At 78.3% G+C, this 15,868-nt stretch carries 15 protein-coding genes and 1 pseudogene; 10 read left to right on the forward strand and 6 right to left on the reverse strand.

Annotation, left to right across the window (positions count from 1 at the left end; all coding sequences use genetic code 11):
* Positions 1-211: 211 nt before the first annotated feature.
* The gene (locus ACI8AC_RS24300; protein ID WP_456900425.1) at positions 212-1,054 is read right to left on the reverse strand and encodes a DUF1206 domain-containing protein; all 843 of its coding nucleotides are present in this window, start codon (positions 1,052-1,054) and stop codon (positions 212-214) included.
* A 108-nt stretch (positions 1,055-1,162) separates the two neighbouring features.
* Here ACI8AC_RS24300 and ACI8AC_RS24305 point away from each other — a divergent pair, with 108 nt between their 5' ends.
* Positions 1,163-1,783, forward strand: a complete 621-nt coding sequence (locus tag ACI8AC_RS24305) for a hypothetical protein (RefSeq protein WP_456900426.1) — start codon at positions 1,163-1,165, stop codon at positions 1,781-1,783.
* A gap of 12 nt (positions 1,784-1,795) precedes the next feature.
* Here the strand turns inward: ACI8AC_RS24305 and ACI8AC_RS24310 are convergent, their stop codons facing one another.
* Positions 1,796-2,992: a hypothetical protein gene (locus tag ACI8AC_RS24310; protein ID WP_456900427.1), complete on the reverse strand. Its 1,197-nt coding sequence runs from the start codon at positions 2,990-2,992 to the stop codon at positions 1,796-1,798.
* A 119-nt stretch (positions 2,993-3,111) separates the two neighbouring features.
* Between ACI8AC_RS24310 and ACI8AC_RS24315 the strand changes: the two genes are divergently transcribed.
* From ACI8AC_RS24315 to ACI8AC_RS24325, 3 genes are all read left to right on the forward strand, one after another.
* Positions 3,112-4,719 carry an SIR2 family protein gene (locus ACI8AC_RS24315; RefSeq protein WP_456900428.1) on the forward strand — a complete coding sequence of 536 codons (1,608 nt, stop codon included), beginning with the start codon at positions 3,112-3,114 and terminating at the stop codon, positions 4,717-4,719.
* 36 nt (positions 4,720-4,755) lie between these two features.
* Positions 4,756-6,003, forward strand: coding sequence for a cytochrome P450 (locus tag ACI8AC_RS24320; protein WP_456900429.1), 1,248 nt, complete (start codon positions 4,756-4,758; stop codon positions 6,001-6,003).
* A gap of 67 nt (positions 6,004-6,070) precedes the next feature.
* Positions 6,071-6,289, forward strand: a complete 219-nt coding sequence (locus tag ACI8AC_RS24325) for a hypothetical protein (protein ID WP_456900430.1) — start codon at positions 6,071-6,073, stop codon at positions 6,287-6,289.
* Between the two features lie 41 nt (positions 6,290-6,330).
* On the opposite strand, the gene ACI8AC_RS24330 is transcribed toward ACI8AC_RS24325, so the two are convergent.
* A complete protein-coding gene (locus ACI8AC_RS24330; protein WP_456900431.1) occupies positions 6,331-7,086 on the reverse strand; it encodes a DeoR/GlpR family DNA-binding transcription regulator in 756 nt (251 codons plus the stop codon).
* A 48-nt stretch (positions 7,087-7,134) separates the two neighbouring features.
* Here ACI8AC_RS24330 and ACI8AC_RS24335 point away from each other — a divergent pair, with 48 nt between their 5' ends.
* Positions 7,135-7,815 (forward strand): NUDIX domain-containing protein, encoded by a 681-nt coding sequence (locus tag ACI8AC_RS24335; protein ID WP_456900432.1) that lies wholly within the window; start codon positions 7,135-7,137, stop codon positions 7,813-7,815.
* Positions 7,816-7,821: 6 nt separating this feature from the next.
* On the opposite strand, the gene ACI8AC_RS24340 is transcribed toward ACI8AC_RS24335, so the two are convergent.
* From ACI8AC_RS24340 to ACI8AC_RS24350, 3 genes are all read right to left on the reverse strand, one after another.
* A complete protein-coding gene (locus ACI8AC_RS24340) occupies positions 7,822-10,143 on the reverse strand; it encodes a HelD family protein (RefSeq protein WP_456900433.1) in 2,322 nt (773 codons plus the stop codon).
* Positions 10,144-10,218: 75 nt separating this feature from the next.
* The gene (locus ACI8AC_RS24345; protein ID WP_456900434.1) at positions 10,219-10,914 is read right to left on the reverse strand and encodes an alpha/beta fold hydrolase; all 696 of its coding nucleotides are present in this window, start codon (positions 10,912-10,914) and stop codon (positions 10,219-10,221) included.
* Positions 10,915-10,972: 58 nt separating this feature from the next.
* Complete coding sequence (locus ACI8AC_RS24350) at positions 10,973-11,635, reverse strand: hypothetical protein (RefSeq protein WP_456900435.1); 663 nt, start codon at positions 11,633-11,635, stop codon at positions 10,973-10,975.
* A gap of 212 nt (positions 11,636-11,847) precedes the next feature.
* On the opposite strand from ACI8AC_RS24350, the gene ACI8AC_RS24355 reads away from it, so the two are divergent.
* The 5 genes and pseudogenes from ACI8AC_RS24355 to ACI8AC_RS24375 all read left to right on the forward strand — a co-directional run.
* Positions 11,848-11,994 carry a hypothetical protein gene (locus ACI8AC_RS24355; protein WP_456900436.1) on the forward strand — a complete coding sequence of 49 codons (147 nt, stop codon included), beginning with the start codon at positions 11,848-11,850 and terminating at the stop codon, positions 11,992-11,994.
* 88 nt (positions 11,995-12,082) lie between these two features.
* A complete protein-coding gene (locus tag ACI8AC_RS24360; protein ID WP_456900437.1) occupies positions 12,083-12,883 on the forward strand; it encodes an alpha/beta fold hydrolase in 801 nt (266 codons plus the stop codon).
* A 3-nt stretch (positions 12,884-12,886) separates the two neighbouring features.
* Positions 12,887-15,172, forward strand: coding sequence for a SpoIIE family protein phosphatase (locus ACI8AC_RS24365; RefSeq protein ID WP_456900438.1), 2,286 nt, complete (start codon positions 12,887-12,889; stop codon positions 15,170-15,172).
* Between the two features lie 102 nt (positions 15,173-15,274).
* Positions 15,275-15,613: a hypothetical protein gene (locus ACI8AC_RS24370; RefSeq protein ID WP_456900439.1), complete on the forward strand. Its 339-nt coding sequence runs from the start codon at positions 15,275-15,277 to the stop codon at positions 15,611-15,613.
* 74 nt (positions 15,614-15,687) lie between these two features.
* Positions 15,688-15,868: pseudogene (locus tag ACI8AC_RS24375) on the forward strand (acyl-CoA dehydrogenase family protein); the annotation flags it as partial.

The raw sequence follows: 15,868 nt of genomic DNA on the forward strand, positions 1-15,868 counted from the left end.
CCCCGCCCCCCCCCCCCCCCGCCCCCCCCCCCCCCCCCCCCCCCCCCCCCCCCCCCCCCCCCCCCCCCCCCCCCCCCCCCCCCCCCCCCCCCCCCCCCCCCGGCGGCCCGGCCCGTCGTCCCGTGCCCGCTCATCCCGCCGTCCTCCCTCTCGACCCCGATGATCAGCGTGGCACAGCGGCGGCGCCGCCGCCGGGTCGGACGGCGGGCGGTCAGCCGACCGGGTGCCGGGCCCTGGCCAGGCAGTACACGGCGAACGAGGCCAGCCCGACGGCGACGGCGGTGAGCCCCCACGCGCCGTACGGCTCCATGGCCACCGCGCGCAGGGCGCCGTCGAGCCCGGTGGCCTGCTCGGGGTCGAAGGTCGCCGCCGCCCACGCCATGACCGCGCCGACGAGCACCAGGGCCACCCCCTTCAGGGCGAAGCCGGCCTGGCTCCAGCGGTGGACCAGCGCGCGCAGCGGACGGGGGTGGGCCGGGAGGTCGATCTCGTCGAGGAACCGCGACCGCAGCCCCTTCTGCACGTGGTAGACGCCGATGCCGACGACCACCAGGCCGACGGCGACGACCAGCAGCTGACCGCCCGGCCAGGACAACACGCCGCGGACGGCCTGCCGGTCGGCGTCCCCCTGGTCCGGCGGCGGCCCGAGGGCGGCCCGGCCGGCGGCCACGGCGAGGTAGCCGTAGAACACCGCCGTCCCGACCGTCTTGACCAGCTGGACGAGCACGCCGCGGCGCTCGCGCCCGGGTCCGGGCAGCCCGCGGCGGTGCCGGAGCAGCTCGACGGCCTGCCAGAGGCACAGGCCCGCCAGGCCCGCCACCAGCAGCCAGAGCAGGACGTCGCCGCCCGGGGACCGCGCCAGCAGGCGCAGGGCCCCGCCCTGGTCGGTGGAGGCCTCGGGGCGGCTGAGCGCCGAGCCCCACGCCAGCTGCAGCGCCAGCCAGGCCACCAGCAGGTGCAGCAGCGCGTACCCGACCAGACCCGCGCCGGCCAGGCGGCGCAGCCCGGCGCTGCGCGCGGCCCGCTGGGCCCGCTCGCCCGTCTCGCTCGCCACACCGCTCCCCGTCAGGTCCCCGCCCGGACCCGGCGGGTGTCCCCTCGAGCCTGGCACGGGTGGCGGCCGCCCGCCGGGCGCCTCCCGCGGTGGGGGACACTGGTCGCCGTGGGACACGCCTCGACGACGACTGCCCCGGCGGCCTCCCGCGCGGGCCGCCCCCCGGCCGCGATCGGCTGGACGGCGTGGGTCGCGGCCGGCCTGCTCCTCCTGGGGCTCGCGGTCGCCGGGGTCGCGTGGTCCGGGGGTGCCCGCCTGCTGCTCGGCGCCGCGGGGCTGGCCGTGGGGGCCGCCGGGGCGCGGGCCGGCGTCCGGTCGCCCGCGGGCGTGACCGCGGTCGCCGGCGGGCTCGCCGGGCTGGCCGTCGCCGCGCTCTCCGGGCCGCTGTCGGCCGGGGTCCTGCTCGTCACGGTGCCGGCCGGGCTGCTCGCCGGCGCGCTGACCCTCCTGCGCCGGGGCGGCGAGGCCCGGCGGGGTGGTCAGGCGGCGCTGGTCTGGTGCGCCCTGGTCACCGGCCTGCTCGTCGCCGCCTGGCTGGGCAGCGGGTGGGAGCGGGCGACCGGCGGGGCCACGGTGGTCGCCGCCCTCGTCACCGGGCTGCTGGGCGTCGTCCTCCTCGTCGGCGGGGCGACCCGCCGGGCCGTCCCCGACCGCCCGGGCCCCGCGGCGCGGCCGGCCGCCTGCGCCGGCTGCGCGTGCGGTGCCGGGGGCTGCCTGCCCCGCGCCTGAGCCGCCGCGCGGTCAGCCGAGCGCCCAGGCCACCGGCTGCTCGACCCCCTCGGGGGTCCGGCAGGTCCCCGCGACCCACAGGGTCGTGCCGTCGGCGGCGGATGCCGCGTCGCGCAGGTCGCCGTCCGGGCACAGCTCGACCGGTGCGGCGTCCCCGGAGACCAGGTCGACGGCCAGCAGCACCGAGGTGGTGACGTCGGCCCGGTCGGTCGCGAGCACGTGGGCGGTGCGGCCGTCGCCGCCGACGGTGACGCCCCCGGCGAGGAACCACTCGGCGTCGGCGAGGTCCACCGCCCGCGGCTCGCCGTCGGCCACCACGACCAGGCGCACGTCCCGCTCCCGGGAGTCCGGCGTCCCGGTGGCGACCACGGCGACGGCCGCCCCGCCGGCGCCGGGGAGGACCTCGCCGGCACCGGCCAGCTCGGCGTCGGGCGCCAGGTCGACCGCCTCCGGGCGCCCGGTGAGGTCGGCGGGGAAGCGCAGCAGCACCCCGCGCTGCACCTGGCCGGTCCCGAGGCCGGTGTCGAAGGTGGCCAGCAGCGTCCCGTCCGGGGCCGCGGTGAGGTCCCGGGGCGCCGAGTGCGCTGGCAGGTCGACCGTCCCCCGCCCGCGCACGCTCCCGTCGGTGGCCGAGAGGGCCAGCAGCTCCGGTGCCGCGGCGGTCAGCGTGCCGGCCAGGTACAGCGTGCCGCCGTCGGGGCTCAGGGCCGAGCGGTGCAGCCGGTACCGCTCGCCGTAGCGGGTGTCGGGGGCGACGTCGAGCGGCACGGTGGCCACCGACCCGGCCGCGGCGACCCGCACGAGGGAGAGGGCGTCGGCGACGGTGCCGACCAGCACCAGCCCGCCGGCGCCGTCGGCGTGCACGTCCACGAGGTCGGCGACGTGGGGAAGGGGCACCGGCGCTCCGGCGCCGCTGCCGCCGGCCGGGAGCGGGACCGGCACGGCGACGGTGGCCGCGCCGTCCTGGGCCACCACCCAGGCGCCGGTGCCGCCGTCGCCGACGACGGCCACCGGGCGCGCGCCGGGCGGCACCGCGGCGGTCAGGTCCGCCGCGCCGAGCGGTGCGGGCGGAGGGGCGGGGGCCGGCGGGGTCGCGGCCGGCGGGGTCGGGGCCCCGGCCGCGCTGACGGCCCCGGGAACGGAGGTGCTGCACGCGGCGAGCAGGAGGGCGGCGGCCAGCACGGTGCCGGCCGTGGGGAGGGTGCGCATCGGGTCGGTCGTCCTCGGGGTGGTGGGGGTGTCGGGAGGACCGTCGCCCGGCGGCCTTGCGCGCCGCTGCCGTCCCGCTTGCGGTTCCCGCGGCGGGTCCAGCGGGTACGCCCGGTCCCGTGGCGGGGCACGTGTTCGCGGTGGGCGCCGACCTCCGGCGGCTGGTGTGCGACGACGTCCTGGTGCCCACCGACCGCTCGCTGCGGGTCACCGCCGGCTGGCGCGAGCTGCTGCCGGAGGACCTCGTCGCCACCGAGGACGACGGCGGCCTGTGCCTGCGCTTGCGCTGGTCGGGGTCCGAGCGGGTGCTGTGCGCGCCCGGGGGGACCTCGCCGCAGGTGTGGCTCGTCGACACCGTCGACGACGGCGTGGTCGACGACGGCGACGCGCTGCCGTGGCTGCTCGACGGCACCCGCGAGGCCCTGGACGCCGTCGCCCGGCGACCGGTGGAGCGGCCGGTGAACGGGCGCGCGCGGCGGCTGGTCGCGCTGCCCGCGCTCGGCACCGGCTGGGGCGGCGCAGCGGGGCAGCGGGGCACCCTGCTGGCCCGGCTGCTGCCGGTGCTGCGGGAGGCCGCCGAGCGGCACGGCTTCGACATCGCGCTCGTGCTGCGCGGGCCCAGCGACCTGGCCGCGGCGCAGCGGGTGCGCCGCGGTGAGGACGCCAACTGGGCGTTGCCCGACCCGCTGCGCGCCGTGGCGGACGACCTCGGGGAGCGCGCCCGCCGCGGCCAGCTCGCCGTCTTCGCCGGCGCGGGGGTGAGCGCCGCCGCCGGCCTGCCGACCTGGGAGGAGCTGCTCGACGAGCTGGCCGGGCACAGCGGCCTGGACGCGCGGCTGCGGGCCGGGCTGGACGGGCTGCCGGCCCAGGACGCCGCCGCCCTGCTGGCCCGCGAGCTCGGCGCCGAGCGGCTGCAGGCCTACGTGCAGGAGCGGTTCGGGCCGGCCCGCTACGCCCTGGCCCACGCGCTGCTCGCCGACCTGCCGGTGCAGGAGTACGTGACCACCAACTACGACCCGCTCGTGGAGCTCGCCGCCGGGGACATCGGCCGCGAGCTCACCGTGCTGCCCTTCGACGAGGCCGAGCCCGGCCGGCCCTGGCTGCTCAAGCTGCACGGCGACGCGGCGCACCCGGAGAGCGTCGTCCTGACCCGGGAGGAGTACCTGGCCTTCGGCGACTCGCGGGCCGCGCTGGCCGGCGTCCTGCACTCGCTGCTGCTCACCCGGCACGTCCTCTTCGTCGGGACCTCCCTGCAGGACGACGACCTGATCCGCATCGCCCACCAGGTGCGCACCGCGGTCCAGGCCCCCGGTGCGGCGCCCCGGCGGCAGAGCGGCACCGTGCTCGCCCTGCGCGAGGACCCGGCCCGCGCCCGGCTGTGGGAACGCGACGTGCACACCGTGGCGATGGCGCCGGCCGACGCGAGCCCGGCCGAGGCCGCCCGGCTGCTGGAGGTGCTGCTCGACCTCATCGGCTGCCTGTCCACCCCGCCCACCGGCTACCTCCTGGACCCGGCCTACCGCGGGCTGCTCGGCGAGGAGGAGCGGACGCTGGCCGACCGCCTGGCCGCCGTCGAGCGCGACCTCCCCGAGCGGGTCACGACCTCGGCGACGGCCGAGGTCGCGGCGCTGCTGCGCCGGCTGGGGTCGCGGACCCGCGGGCGGTCGCCGGCCGACGGCGCGACCCAGCCGCGCGACGACCGCGTGCAGGAGCAGCGACCCGGCTGAGGCATACCCCCGCGGGGGCCGGGGCAGACCGGGGGCATGCGCCTGCCCCGGATCGACGACTCCCTCGCCCTCGCCCGCCGCGGCTACGGGTGGCTGCCCGACCGCCGCCGCGAGGACGGTCGCAGGACGGTGCGCGCCCGGCTCCTGGGGCTGCCCGTGCTGGCCGTCCAGGGCCCGGAGGGGGCGCGGTTCGTCTACGACGAGGACCACGTGCGCCGCGCGCACGCCATCCCGGAGCCGGTGCAGGCGACCCTGTTCGGCAAGGGCGCGGTGCACACCCTCGACGGGCCCGAGCACCGGGTGCGCAAGCACATGTTCGTCGACCTGCTCATGGACGACACCCCTGGCCGGCCCAAGCTCGCGCCCCTGGTGGAGCGGGTCACCGCGGCCTGGGACGACGCGGTGCCGGGGTGGGCGCGGCAGGGATCGGTCGTGCTGTTCGACGAGGCGGCCCGCGTGCTGACCCGGGGGGTGTGCGGCTGGGCCGGGGTGCCGCTGGCCGACGACGAGGTGCCCGCGATGGCGCGGGACCTCACCGCCATGGTGGACGGCTTCGCCACCGGCGGCCCCCGGCACTGGCGGGCCCGGCGCGCCCGCAACCGTCGCGAGGCCGAGCTGGCGCAGCTGGTCGCAGACGTCCGCAGCGGGCAGCGGTCGGTGCCGGCCGGCTCGGTCGTCGACGCGGTCGCGCGGCACCGCGACGCCTCCGGCGAGCAGCTCGACCCGCGGGTGGCCGCCGTCGAGGTCCTCAACGTGGTCCGCCCGACCGTGGCGGTGAGCTGGTTCGTCGCGTTCTCGGCGCACGCGCTGCTGCACTGGCCCGGGGTGCGCGAGCGGCTGGCGGCCGGCGACCCGGCCTACGCCGAGGCCTTCGCCCACGAGCTGCGCCGCTTCTACCCCTTCGCGCCGTTCATCGGCGGCCGCGCCCCGCGGGCGGTGGAGTTCGACGGCGTCCGGGTGCCGGCCAACGCCATGGTCTTCGTCGACCTCTACGGCACCGACCACGACGGGGACCTGTGGGAGGACCCGTACGCCTTCCGCCCCGAGCGGTTCCTCGACCGCGAGATCGGCCCGTGGGAGCTGGTCCCGCAGGGCGCGGGGGACCCCCGCACCGGCCACCGCTGCCCGGGCGAGCAGATCACCGTGGCGCTGCTGTCGGCGCTCGGGGTCCGGCTGGCGAGGCTGCGAGCCGACGTCCCCGAGCAGGACCTGACGATCTCGCTGCGGAGGATCCCGGCGCTCCCGGCCGACCGCGTGGTGCTGCGCGTGCACGGCACCGACTGACCCCGTCGCGCTGCGTCACGGCCGCGCCGGGGCCGGTCGGGGACGTCGGTACGCCGTGCTCTGATCGGTGCCGGTCGGCGACGTGGGGGAGGCCCGGGTGGAGATGACGAGGTGGCTCGCGCCGCTGTTCGGGCTCGCGGGCCTGCTCGCCCTGGCGGTCGGCATCACCTGGGCGGAGCTCGACAACACCGCGATCAACACCGGGCTGGTCGGCCTGGGCGCCCTCGGCCTGCTGCTCGGGCTCGCGGTGGTGGCCGTGCACGAGGGCGTCGAACGCCGGCGCTGAGGGCCCGCCGCCGGCGCCGACGCCGTGCCGACGGCGTCCGGTCAGGCCTCGACGACGGTCACACCGACGGCGCGCAGGTCCCGCACGGCCGCGTCGTCGGGCGGGGCGTCGGTGACCACCCCGCTGACGGCGGACAGCGGCAGCACCGCGTGCGGTGAGGCGGCGCCCACCTTCTCCCGGCTGGCCAGGACGTAGGTGTCGGCCGCGCGCCGGGACAGCGCCCGCTTCATCGCGGCCTCCTCGGCGTCGCCGGTGGTCAGCCCGGCCTCGGCGTGCACGCCGGTGACCCCGAGCAGGAACACGTCGGCGGTCACCAGCTGCGCCGCCTCGACCGCGGCCGCGCCGCAGGCCACCACCGAGTGCTTGAACAACCGGCCGCCGATCAGCTGCACCGCCACGCCGGGGTGCTCGACGAGGGCGACGGCGACCGCGGGACTGTGCGTGACCACCGTGGCGGTCAGGTCGCGGGGCAGTGCCCGGGTGACGGCCAGCGCGGTGGTGCCGCCGTCCAGCAGCACCGTGCTGCCCGGTCGGACGAGCGCCGCGGCGCGCGCGGCGACCCGCTCCTTGCTCGCCACGGCGACGCTGCTGCGGGCAGCGTGGTCGGCCACCGCCGGGGACACGGGCAGGGCACCGCCGTACACCCGCTGGCACAGCCCGGCCGCGGCGAGCTCGCGCAGATCGCGGCGGACGCTGTCCTCCGACACGCCGAGCTCGGCCGCGAGGTCCTTGGCGATCAACCGGCCGTCGGTGCGCAGCCGGTCGAGCAGCAGGTCACGGCGATGGGCAGCCAGCATGCACGTTCCTCCTTGTTCATGCACGATTCTGCACTATGGTGCCGGGCCATGACGACAACCGTGCAGACACCGGGCATCGACGTCCCGGACTCCCGTGGGCGCACCGGCCTCGACCGCGTCGGACGGGACCTCGACGGCAACCCCGGGGTCCGCGTGACCGACGTCCAGCTGGTGGCGGCCGCCTGGCACGTGCTGCGGCGCACCACCTTCGAGTACCGGCACGCCGACGGCCGCTGGACCACGGAGACGCGGGAGACCTACGACCGCGGCAACGGGGCGACGATCCTGCTGCACGACGTCGCGCGGGGCACGGTGCTGCTCTCCCGCCAGTTCCGCTTCCCGGTGTACGTCAACGGCCACCCCGACGGGATGCTGGTCGAGGCCGCGGCGGGGTTGCTGGACGACGACGACCCCGAGACCGCGATCCGCCGGGAGGCGGAGGAGGAGCTCGGGGTGACCGTCGGCTCCCTCGAGCACGTCTTCGACGTCTGGATGAGCCCGGGCTCGGTGACCGAGCGGCTGCACTTCTACGCCGCGCCCTACACCGCCGCCGACCGCACCGGCGCCGGCGGCGGGCTGGCCGAGGAGGGGGAGGACGTCGAGGTCCTGGAGCTGCCCTTCCACGAGGCGCTGGACATGGTCGCCGACGGCCGCATCGCCGACGCCAAGACGGTGATGCTCCTGCAGTGGGCGGCGCTGCGCGGCCCCTTCGCCCGGGCCCGACAGTGAGCCGCCTCAGCGGAGCCGGGCGAGCTCCGCGGGCAGGTCCCCGGGGGCGAGGACGCCGAGCCGCTGGGTGGCGCGGGTGAGCGCCACGTAGAGGTCGTTGTGCCCGCGCGGGCCCTCGTCGAGCACTCCCTGCGGGTCGACGACCAGCACGGAGTCGAACTCCAGGCCCTTGGCCTCGGCGGGCGTGAGCACCACCGGGCCGAGCGAGGAGTCGGCGTCCGCACCGGCCGTCACCCGCGGGAGCCGGTCGGCCAGGGCCGCGGTGAGCGCGCCGGTCCGCGCGGCGGGCGCGACGACGGCGACCGTGCCCTCGTGCTCGGCGAACCCGGCCGCGACCTCGGCGGCGCGGCCGGCCAGGAGCTCCTCGCCGGTCGTCTCGGCCCACGGGGCGGTGGTGGCCGGGCGGACCGAGCGGGGTGCGGTGGCGCCGGTGCCGGCGGCGGCCAGCACGTCGGCGGCGACGTCCATCATCTCGGCGGGCGTCCGGTAGTTGACGGTCAGCTCCGCCAGCCGCCAGGCGTCGCCGACGTGCGGGCGCAGGGTCTCGCCCCAGTCGCCGGCCCCCGCCGCCGACCCGGTCTGGGCCAGGTCGCCCACCGCGGTCATCGACCGGGTCGGGCAGCGGCGCACGAGCAGCCGCCAGGCCATCGGTGAGAGCTCCTGGGCCTCGTCGACCACGACGTGGCCGAAGGTCCAGGTGCGGTCGGCCGCGGCCCGCTCGGCCGTCGTCCGGGTGTCCACCGCCCGCTGCCGCTCGGCGAGCTCCTCGGCGCCGATGAGGTCACCGGCACTGAGCACCTCGGCCTCGAGGTGCTCGTCCTCCAGGTCGATCGAGCGCGACCCGTGCAGCACGTCGAGGGTCTCCTGGGCCTCGGCCAGCCGGCGCCGCCGGTCCCGCTCGGCGCGCGCCCGCTGGGCGCTGTCGTCGAAGCCGAGCAGCTCCTCGGCCTCCTCGAGCAGCGGGACGTCGGCCGGCGTCCACTCCCGGCCGCGGGGACGGTGCAGGAGCGCGCGGGTGCCGTCGTCCCAGCCCGGGGTGGCGCGGGCGATGCGCGCGGGGTCGGCGTAGAGGTCGGCGAGCAGCCGCTCGGCGGTGAGGACCGGCCACAGCTCCTGGAGCAGGGCCCGGACGGCGTGGTCCTCGGCGACCTCGCGGCGCAGCGCGGCGAGGTCTCCGCGGTCGAACAGCGACGCGCCGCCCTCGATGCCCGTCCCGATCCGCTCGGCGTAGCGCGCGGTGAGCGTGTCGACGACGCGCCGGGCGAACTCGGGCCGGGCCAGGTTGTGCAGCCGCTCGGCCTTGCGGGCGGCGTTGCCGGCGCGGCGGACGTCGATCGGGCGCAGCCGCAGCGGGAATCCGTCGACCACCACCTCGCGCGGGGCGTCGGGGACCACCTGCCGGTCGGCCACGGCCCGCTCCAGCACCTGCACCATCTCCAGCCGACCCTTGACCGCGGCGCTCGCCGGGGGCTCGGTGCCGCGGGCGTCCAGCCCCGGGCGCAGCTGGCCCAGGCCGGCGAGCAGCACGCCGGTCTCGCCGAGGGCGGGCAGCACGTCGGCGATGTAGCGCAGGAACGTCGGCGTGGGGCCGACCACCAGCAGGCCGCGGCGGGCCAGCCGCTCCCGGTGGGTGTAGAGCAGGTACGCGGCGCGGTGCAGCGCCACGGCGGTCTTGCCGGTGCCCGGCCCCCCCTGGACGACGAGCACGCCCCGGTCATCGGCGCGGATCACGGCGTCCTGCTCGGCCTGGATGGTGCGCACGATGTCGGTCATGCGGCCGGTGCGGGCGGTGTCCAGGGCCGACATCAGCGCCGACTCACCGGTGAGGCCGGAGCCGACCCGGCCGTCGATCACGCCGCCGGTGAGCACCTCGTCGTCGAGGCGGACGACCCGGCGCCCGCGGGTGCGGATGTGCCGGCGCCGGGTCACCCCGAGCGGGTGCACCGGGGTGGCGGTGTAGAACGGCCGGGCCGCCGGCGCGCGCCAGTCGACCAGCGCCGGGTCGCCGCCGTTGTCGTCGGCGGCCAGCCCGATCCGGCCGATGTAGAGGGGGCCGTCCTCGGTGCGGTCGATCCGGCCGACGCACAGCCCGGCCTCGGCCGCGTCCAGCGCGGTGACCCGCTCGGTCTGGAAGCGCACGGTGGCGTCCCGCTCGTGCAGGGCCTGCGGGTCGACGGCCGGCCAGGAGATGGCCTGGCGCAGCCGCTCGGTGGCCAGGGCCCGGGCGGTGTCCAGCCGGGTGTAGAGGTCGGACACGTACTGCTGCTCGTCGGCGAGCTCGGGGTGGGCGGCGACCTCGGGCTGCGTCGTCGGTGCGGTCGGCGGCACGGGGCTCCTCGCGTGGGCGTTCGTCTGCGGGAAGACAGGAACGCCCATGGTGCCCCGGCATTCCCGGCGCGCGGGTCAGCCGCTCCGGCTGACCCCGAGCCCCGCGACCAGCGCGTCGGCCAGCTCGGCCGGGCGGCTCAGGGCCGCCAGGTGGCCGCCGGGGACCTCCTCGACGTCCAGGCCGAGCCGCTCGGCGGCGATCCGCCGCTGGAAGGCCGGCGGGAAGAAGCGGTCGTCGCGGCCGGCGAGCACCCGGGTCGGCACGTCCGGCCACGCCGCCAGGGGCCACGGCTCGGTGAACGGGGTGCCCGACTGCGCGACCGGTCCCGGCGCGGTCGCCACCACCTCGGGCGGGACGTCGTGCAGGAAGTCCTCGTCGAGGTCCTCCGGGTGGTACGGCCGCCCGTCCGCGGCCGCCGCCGCGGCGCGGGCCGCCTCGTGCCCGGTGGCCGCCCACCACTCGCCCCCCGTCTCGCCGGGGCGCGGCACCATGGCGTTGAGGAGGACCAGCCGGTCGACCGGGACCCGCGCGCAGGCCAGCGGTGCGGGCAGGCCGCCCATCGACTGGGCGACGACCACGACCGGGCGGTCCCGGCCCCGGGCGGCGTCGGCGACCACCGCCGCGTACGCGCCGAGGCCGGCCGCGTCGTCCTCGGCGGGCAGGTCGACGGCGACGGCGGCGTGCCCGCGGCGCTCGAGCTCGGGCACCAGCCGGTGCCAGTACCAGGCCCGGCCACCGGCACCGGGGACGAGCACGAACGTCGCGGGCATGCAGGGGGGACCGTCCCGGGACGCGGGACTCATCGCCGCACTCATCGTCACCGGGCGGTCAGGCCGAGCCGGTGAGGGAACCGAGCAGGCCGGCGACCACGCTGCCCGGCAGGTCGCCGTCCGCCGCCGGGGCCGCCGCGGCCGGGGTGCCGGTGAGCGTGGCGAGGCCGCCCGTGCCGCCGTCCGCCGTGCCGCCGGCGGTCAGGCCGTGGCCGATCTCGACGGCGACCTCCCAGTAGGCCCAGTCGCCGGCCTCGGCGAGGACGACGGTCACCGCCGCGTAGGTGGAGCCCGCGGGCTCGGAGTGGTCGGCCCAGCCGTCGTCGTCCACGTCGTAGGCGTAGGCGTCGACGTGGCCGTCGAGGTCGGTGTCGGCGCCCCACACGTCGGGGAGGGCGTTGGAGGTGGTGTCGACGCCGACCTCCTCGACGTAGCCGTCCTCGTCGGAGTCGAAGGCGAACGTGTCGGCCCAGCCGTCCAGGTCGGTGTCGACGGCGACCTGCTCGACGACGCCGTCGCCGTCCCGGTCGACGGCCCAGGTGTCCTCGTAGCCGTCGCCGCTGTCGTCGAAGCCGTAGGTGTCGGCGAAGCCGTCGGCATCGGTGTCGTAGGCGTTGAACGGCACGGTGGACGCCGCGGCGCTGCCGGCCGCGGCCAGGACCGCGGCCACGGCGGCGACGGGGACGGTGGTGCGGAGCAGGGCGGTGCGGGTGCGGGTCATCGGTGGGCCTCCCGGCCTCTCGGGGCCCCGGTGGGGCGCGGTGCGGCCACCGTGGCGGGGGGCACTGGGAGCGCTCTGGGAGCGGACTGCAACGGCGGCGGCCGGCCACTTGCAGGCGAGCTCACACCGCCCGTTCCGAACGGCAACGTGCAGGTCACCTCGGTGACACGTGGCCTCCCTACCGTCGGGAGCGCACCCCCGAGGAGGATCGGATGAGCACCGTGACCAGCGGCCGCCAGGCCGCCCGGCGGCCCCGCCGCCCCCGCATCGACCGGACCGCGTGGACCTGCCCGAACTGCCGGCGGGAGACCCGCCCGCCGCGCAAGCGCTGCGCCGACTGCGGCACGTCCCGCTACTGAGCCCCGCCGCGCGGGCCCGGGCGCGCCCCCGTCCGCCGGCGGTCGCGACGGGGCAGACAGAACAGGACCGCCCGGATACGTTCGACGCGTGAACGTGCGGCAGCGCAACCGGGTCCGCGAGAGCGGGGTCGCCGGCGCGCGGCCGATGGTCTTCGCGCACGGTTTCGGCTGCGACCAGGCGATGTGGCGATTCGTCGCGCCGGAGTTCGAGGCCGACCACCGGGTGGTCCTCTTCGACCACGTGGGCGCCGGCGGCTCGGACCTGTCGGCCTACGACCCCACCCGGTACGGCTCGCTGCGCGGCTACGCCGACGACGTCGTCGACATCTGCCGCGAGCTGGGGTTGACCGACGCGGTCTTCGTCGGTCACTCGGTGAGCGCGATGATCGGCGTGCTGGCGGCGCAGCAGGCCCCGGACGCCATCGGGGCGCTGGTCATGGTGGGGCCGAGCCCCCGCTACGTCGACGACGAGGGCTACGTGGGCGGGTTCAGCCGGGCCGACGTCGCCGCGCTCCTGGACAGCCTGGACAGCAACCACCTGGGCTGGTCGGCGGCCATGGCCCCGGTCATCATGGGCAACCCCGACCGGCCGGAGCTGGCCGCCGAGCTCACCAACAGCTTCTGCCGCACCGACCCCGAGATCGCCCGCCGGTTCGCCCGGGTCACGTTCCTGTCCGACAACCGGGCCGACCTGCCGGGCGTCGCCGTCCCCACCCTGGTGCTGCAGTGCAGCGAGGACGTCATCGCCCCCGAGGTGGTCGGCCGCTACGTGCACGAGCACGTGCCGGGCAGCGCGTTCACCCAGCTGGCGGCCACCGGGCACTGCCCGAACCTGTCCGCCCCCGAGGAGACGACCGCCGCGATCCGGGCCTTCCTCGGCGCCCGCTGAGCCGTGGACCCGCCCCCCGCGGGCTCCCCGGCCGCCCCGCCGCCGGAGCTCGACCGACTCCTCGACGACGACCCCGCCGAGCTGTACGAGAACGCGCCCTGCGGCTACTTCTCCACCACCCCCGACGGGCGGGTGGTGAAGGTCAACCGCACCCTGTGCGAGTGGCTGGGCCGGCCGGCCGCGACGGTGCTCGGGCGGCGCTTCCCCGAGCTGCTCGGCGTCGGCGGGCGGGTCTTCTACGAGACCCACATGGCCCCGCTGCTGCGCATGCAGGGGGCGGTGCGGGAGGTCGCCGTCGACGTCGTCCGCGCCGACGGCACCCCGCTGCCGTGCCTGGTCAACGCCGTCGAGGTCCGGGACCCCTCCGGCGCGCCGGTGCTGGTCCGGGCCACCGTCTTCGAGGCGACCTCGCGGCGGCGGTACGAGCGGGCGCTGCTCAACGCCCAGCGGGTCGCCGCGGAGTCCGAGGCGCGGTCCCGCACGGTGCAGCACGTGGTCTCCGAGCTGGCCGGGGCGACCTCCGCGCGGGAGGTGGCCGAGGTGCTGGTGCGCCGCAGCCAGGAGGCGGTCGGGGCGACCGGGGCGGCGCTGTGGCTGGCCGGGGACCGGGGGGAGCCGGCGCGGCGGGAGGGGGAGCAGGGGGAACCGCGGCCGGTGCCCGCGGTCGAGCTGGTGGCCTCCGCCGGGCTGCCGGCGGACCTGCTCGCCGAGATGGCCGGCGCGGCCGCCGGCGCCGAGCTCGTGCGCGACGGTGCGGTGCACACCGTGCGGCTGGGGGCGGGCCTGCGCGCGGTGTGGCCCGGCCTGGCCGAGCGGCTGACCGCGGCCGGGCAGGAGTCGCTGGTGCTGGTCCCGGTCGGCGGGGACGCCGCCCACCTCGGGGTCCTCGTGCTCGTGCTCGGCGCCGCGGGCGACACCGAGCTCATCGACCTCACCGAGCCGGGGACGCGCGGCGAGCTGCCCCGCGCCGACGAGGAGCTGCTCGCGACGCTGGGCCGGCAGGCCGCGCAGACGCTGGTCCGGGTGCGCCTGCACGAGGAGACCGCGCGGCAGGCGGCTCGCTCGGCGTTCCTCGTGGAGTCCGCCCGCCTGCTGGCGCAGGCCCCGGGCGTCGCCGAGAGCGCCGAGCGGCTCGCCGACCTCGTCGTCCCCCGGCTGGCCGACCTCTGCGTCGTCGACCTCACCACCGAGCACGGGCTGACCCGGCCGGTGGCCCGGCACGCCGACCCGGCGCTGGCCGGGCCGGTGGCCGAGCTGGGGCAGCGGCACCTCCCGCGCCGCGGCGGGGGACACCCGACCACGGAGGCGCTCCGGCGGGGCCGGACCGTGTGGGTCCGGGAGGTGACCGACGACTGGCTGGCCCGGATCACGACCGACGACCGGCACCGGGAGATCGCCGCCGCGCTCGGGCTGAGCGACCTGCTCGCCGTGCCGCTGGTCTCCGACGGCCGGGTGCTGGGTGTGCTGACCCTCGGCACCGGACGCAGCCGCGGCCCGTTCCGCGCGGCCGACGTCGAGGTGGTCGAGCAGCTGGCGCTGCAGGTGGCCCAGGCGCTGGACCGGGCCCAGCGCTTCGAGCTCGAGGCGGGCACCTCGCACACCCTGCAGGCCAACCTGCTGCCACCCGCCCCGCCGCCGGTGCCCGGGCTGGCGGTCGCGGTGCGCTACCTCGCGGCCGGCCGGGGCGCCGACGTCGGCGGCGACTTCTACGACGTCGTGCCGCTCTCCGAGGGGGAGGTCGCGCTCGCGGTGGGGGACGTCGGCGGCCACGACATCACCGCCGCCGCGGTCATGGGCCAGCTGCGCAGCGTCTACCGGGCGCACCTCGCCGACCGGCCCCCACCCGGTGCGCTGCTGCACCGGCTGCAGGCCGGCTGGCCGCTGCTCGGCCTGCAGCGCATGGCCACCGCGCTGTTCGCCCTTCTCGAGCCGGGCTCGGGGCGGCTGCGGGTGGCCTCGGCGGGACACCCGCCACCGGTGGTGGTGACCGACGGCGACGCGGAGCTGCTGCCGGTGCAGCCCGGCCGGATGCTGGGGGCACCGGCGACCGGGGTCGCGGAGTGGTCCGGCGTCCTGCCGCTCGGGGCCACGCTCCTGCTCTACACCGACGGGCTCGTCGAGCGCCGCGGCGTGGACCTCGACGCGGGCCTGGCGCTGCTGCTGGCGGCGGCCGCCCGGTCCGCCGGGGCGGGGGCGGACGGGCTGTGCGACCGCGTGCTGGCCGAGCTGGCCGGCGGGCAGCGGCAGGACGACGTCGCCCTCCTCGCCGTCACCCGGCTCCCCGGCTGACCCCCCGCACCCGACCCCGCCCGGACCCGACCCCGCCCGCCCCTGGCGCGCGCCCGTGTCCCGCGCGACGATGGCGCCACGCTCGAGCGGCGGGAGGCGGCCATGTCACGTCCGGCGCCACGTCCGACCGACCCGGTGGCCGACCCGGTGCGCACGGCCATCGACGGGGCCACCGGCGACCTGTCGGTGTCCTCCGACGCCATGCGCTGGTCCCCCGAGCTCGCCGAGGACCGGCGCTCGGAGGCCGGCGGGGCGGGCCTGCCGGCGCTGCCCGGCCTCGACGTCGCCGCCGGCCTCGGTGCCCTCGTCGGCCTCGACGGCGCCGGGGTGCGCCGCCTGGTCTCCGGTGCGGTGACCTCCCTGGCCACCGTCGCCGGTGAGGTGGTCACCGAGCTGCGCGCGCTCACCGCCGGACCGCCGGAGCACCCTCCCCCCGACTGACCCCGCGCCGCGCGCGACCCCCGGGCCCTGTACAAACGACGCGGAGGCACCGGTCGCACCTGGGAGTCGCACGCATGACGAGCTCGCTCACCCCGGCCCCCGCCCCGTCCTCGGAGGCGGCGGAGCGAGTGCGGGCGGAGGTGCGGGAGTTCCTGGCGGCCGAGCGGGAGGCCGGCACCTTCGCCACGCACGTGGACACCTGGTTGTCGGGGGTGGACCCGGTGTTCTCCCGGAAGTTGGGGGAGCGGGGCTGGC

It is taken from the genome of Geodermatophilus sp. SYSU D00758, assembly GCF_054049955.1.

Excerpts from the sequence above, each read along its gene's own strand:
- ACI8AC_RS24335 (WP_456900432.1), top strand. The coding sequence starts at position 7,135 with ATGACGACAACCGTGCAGACACCGGGCATCGACGTCCCGGACTCCCGT.
- ACI8AC_RS24330 (WP_456900431.1), bottom strand. The coding sequence starts at position 7,086 with ATGCTGGCTGCCCATCGCCGTGACCTGCTGCTCGACCGGCTGCGCACC.
- ACI8AC_RS24310 (WP_456900427.1), bottom strand. The coding sequence starts at position 2,992 with ATGCGCACCCTCCCCACGGCCGGCACCGTGCTGGCCGCCGCCCTCCTG.
- ACI8AC_RS24355 (WP_456900436.1), top strand. The coding sequence starts at position 11,848 with ATGAGCACCGTGACCAGCGGCCGCCAGGCCGCCCGGCGGCCCCGCCGC.
- ACI8AC_RS24320 (WP_456900429.1), top strand. The coding sequence starts at position 4,756 with ATGCGCCTGCCCCGGATCGACGACTCCCTCGCCCTCGCCCGCCGCGGC.
- ACI8AC_RS24345 (WP_456900434.1), bottom strand. The coding sequence starts at position 10,914 with ATGCCCGCGACGTTCGTGCTCGTCCCCGGTGCCGGTGGCCGGGCCTGG.
- ACI8AC_RS24370 (WP_456900439.1), top strand. The coding sequence starts at position 15,275 with ATGTCACGTCCGGCGCCACGTCCGACCGACCCGGTGGCCGACCCGGTG.
- ACI8AC_RS24350 (WP_456900435.1), bottom strand. The coding sequence starts at position 11,635 with ATGACCCGCACCCGCACCGCCCTGCTCCGCACCACCGTCCCCGTCGCC.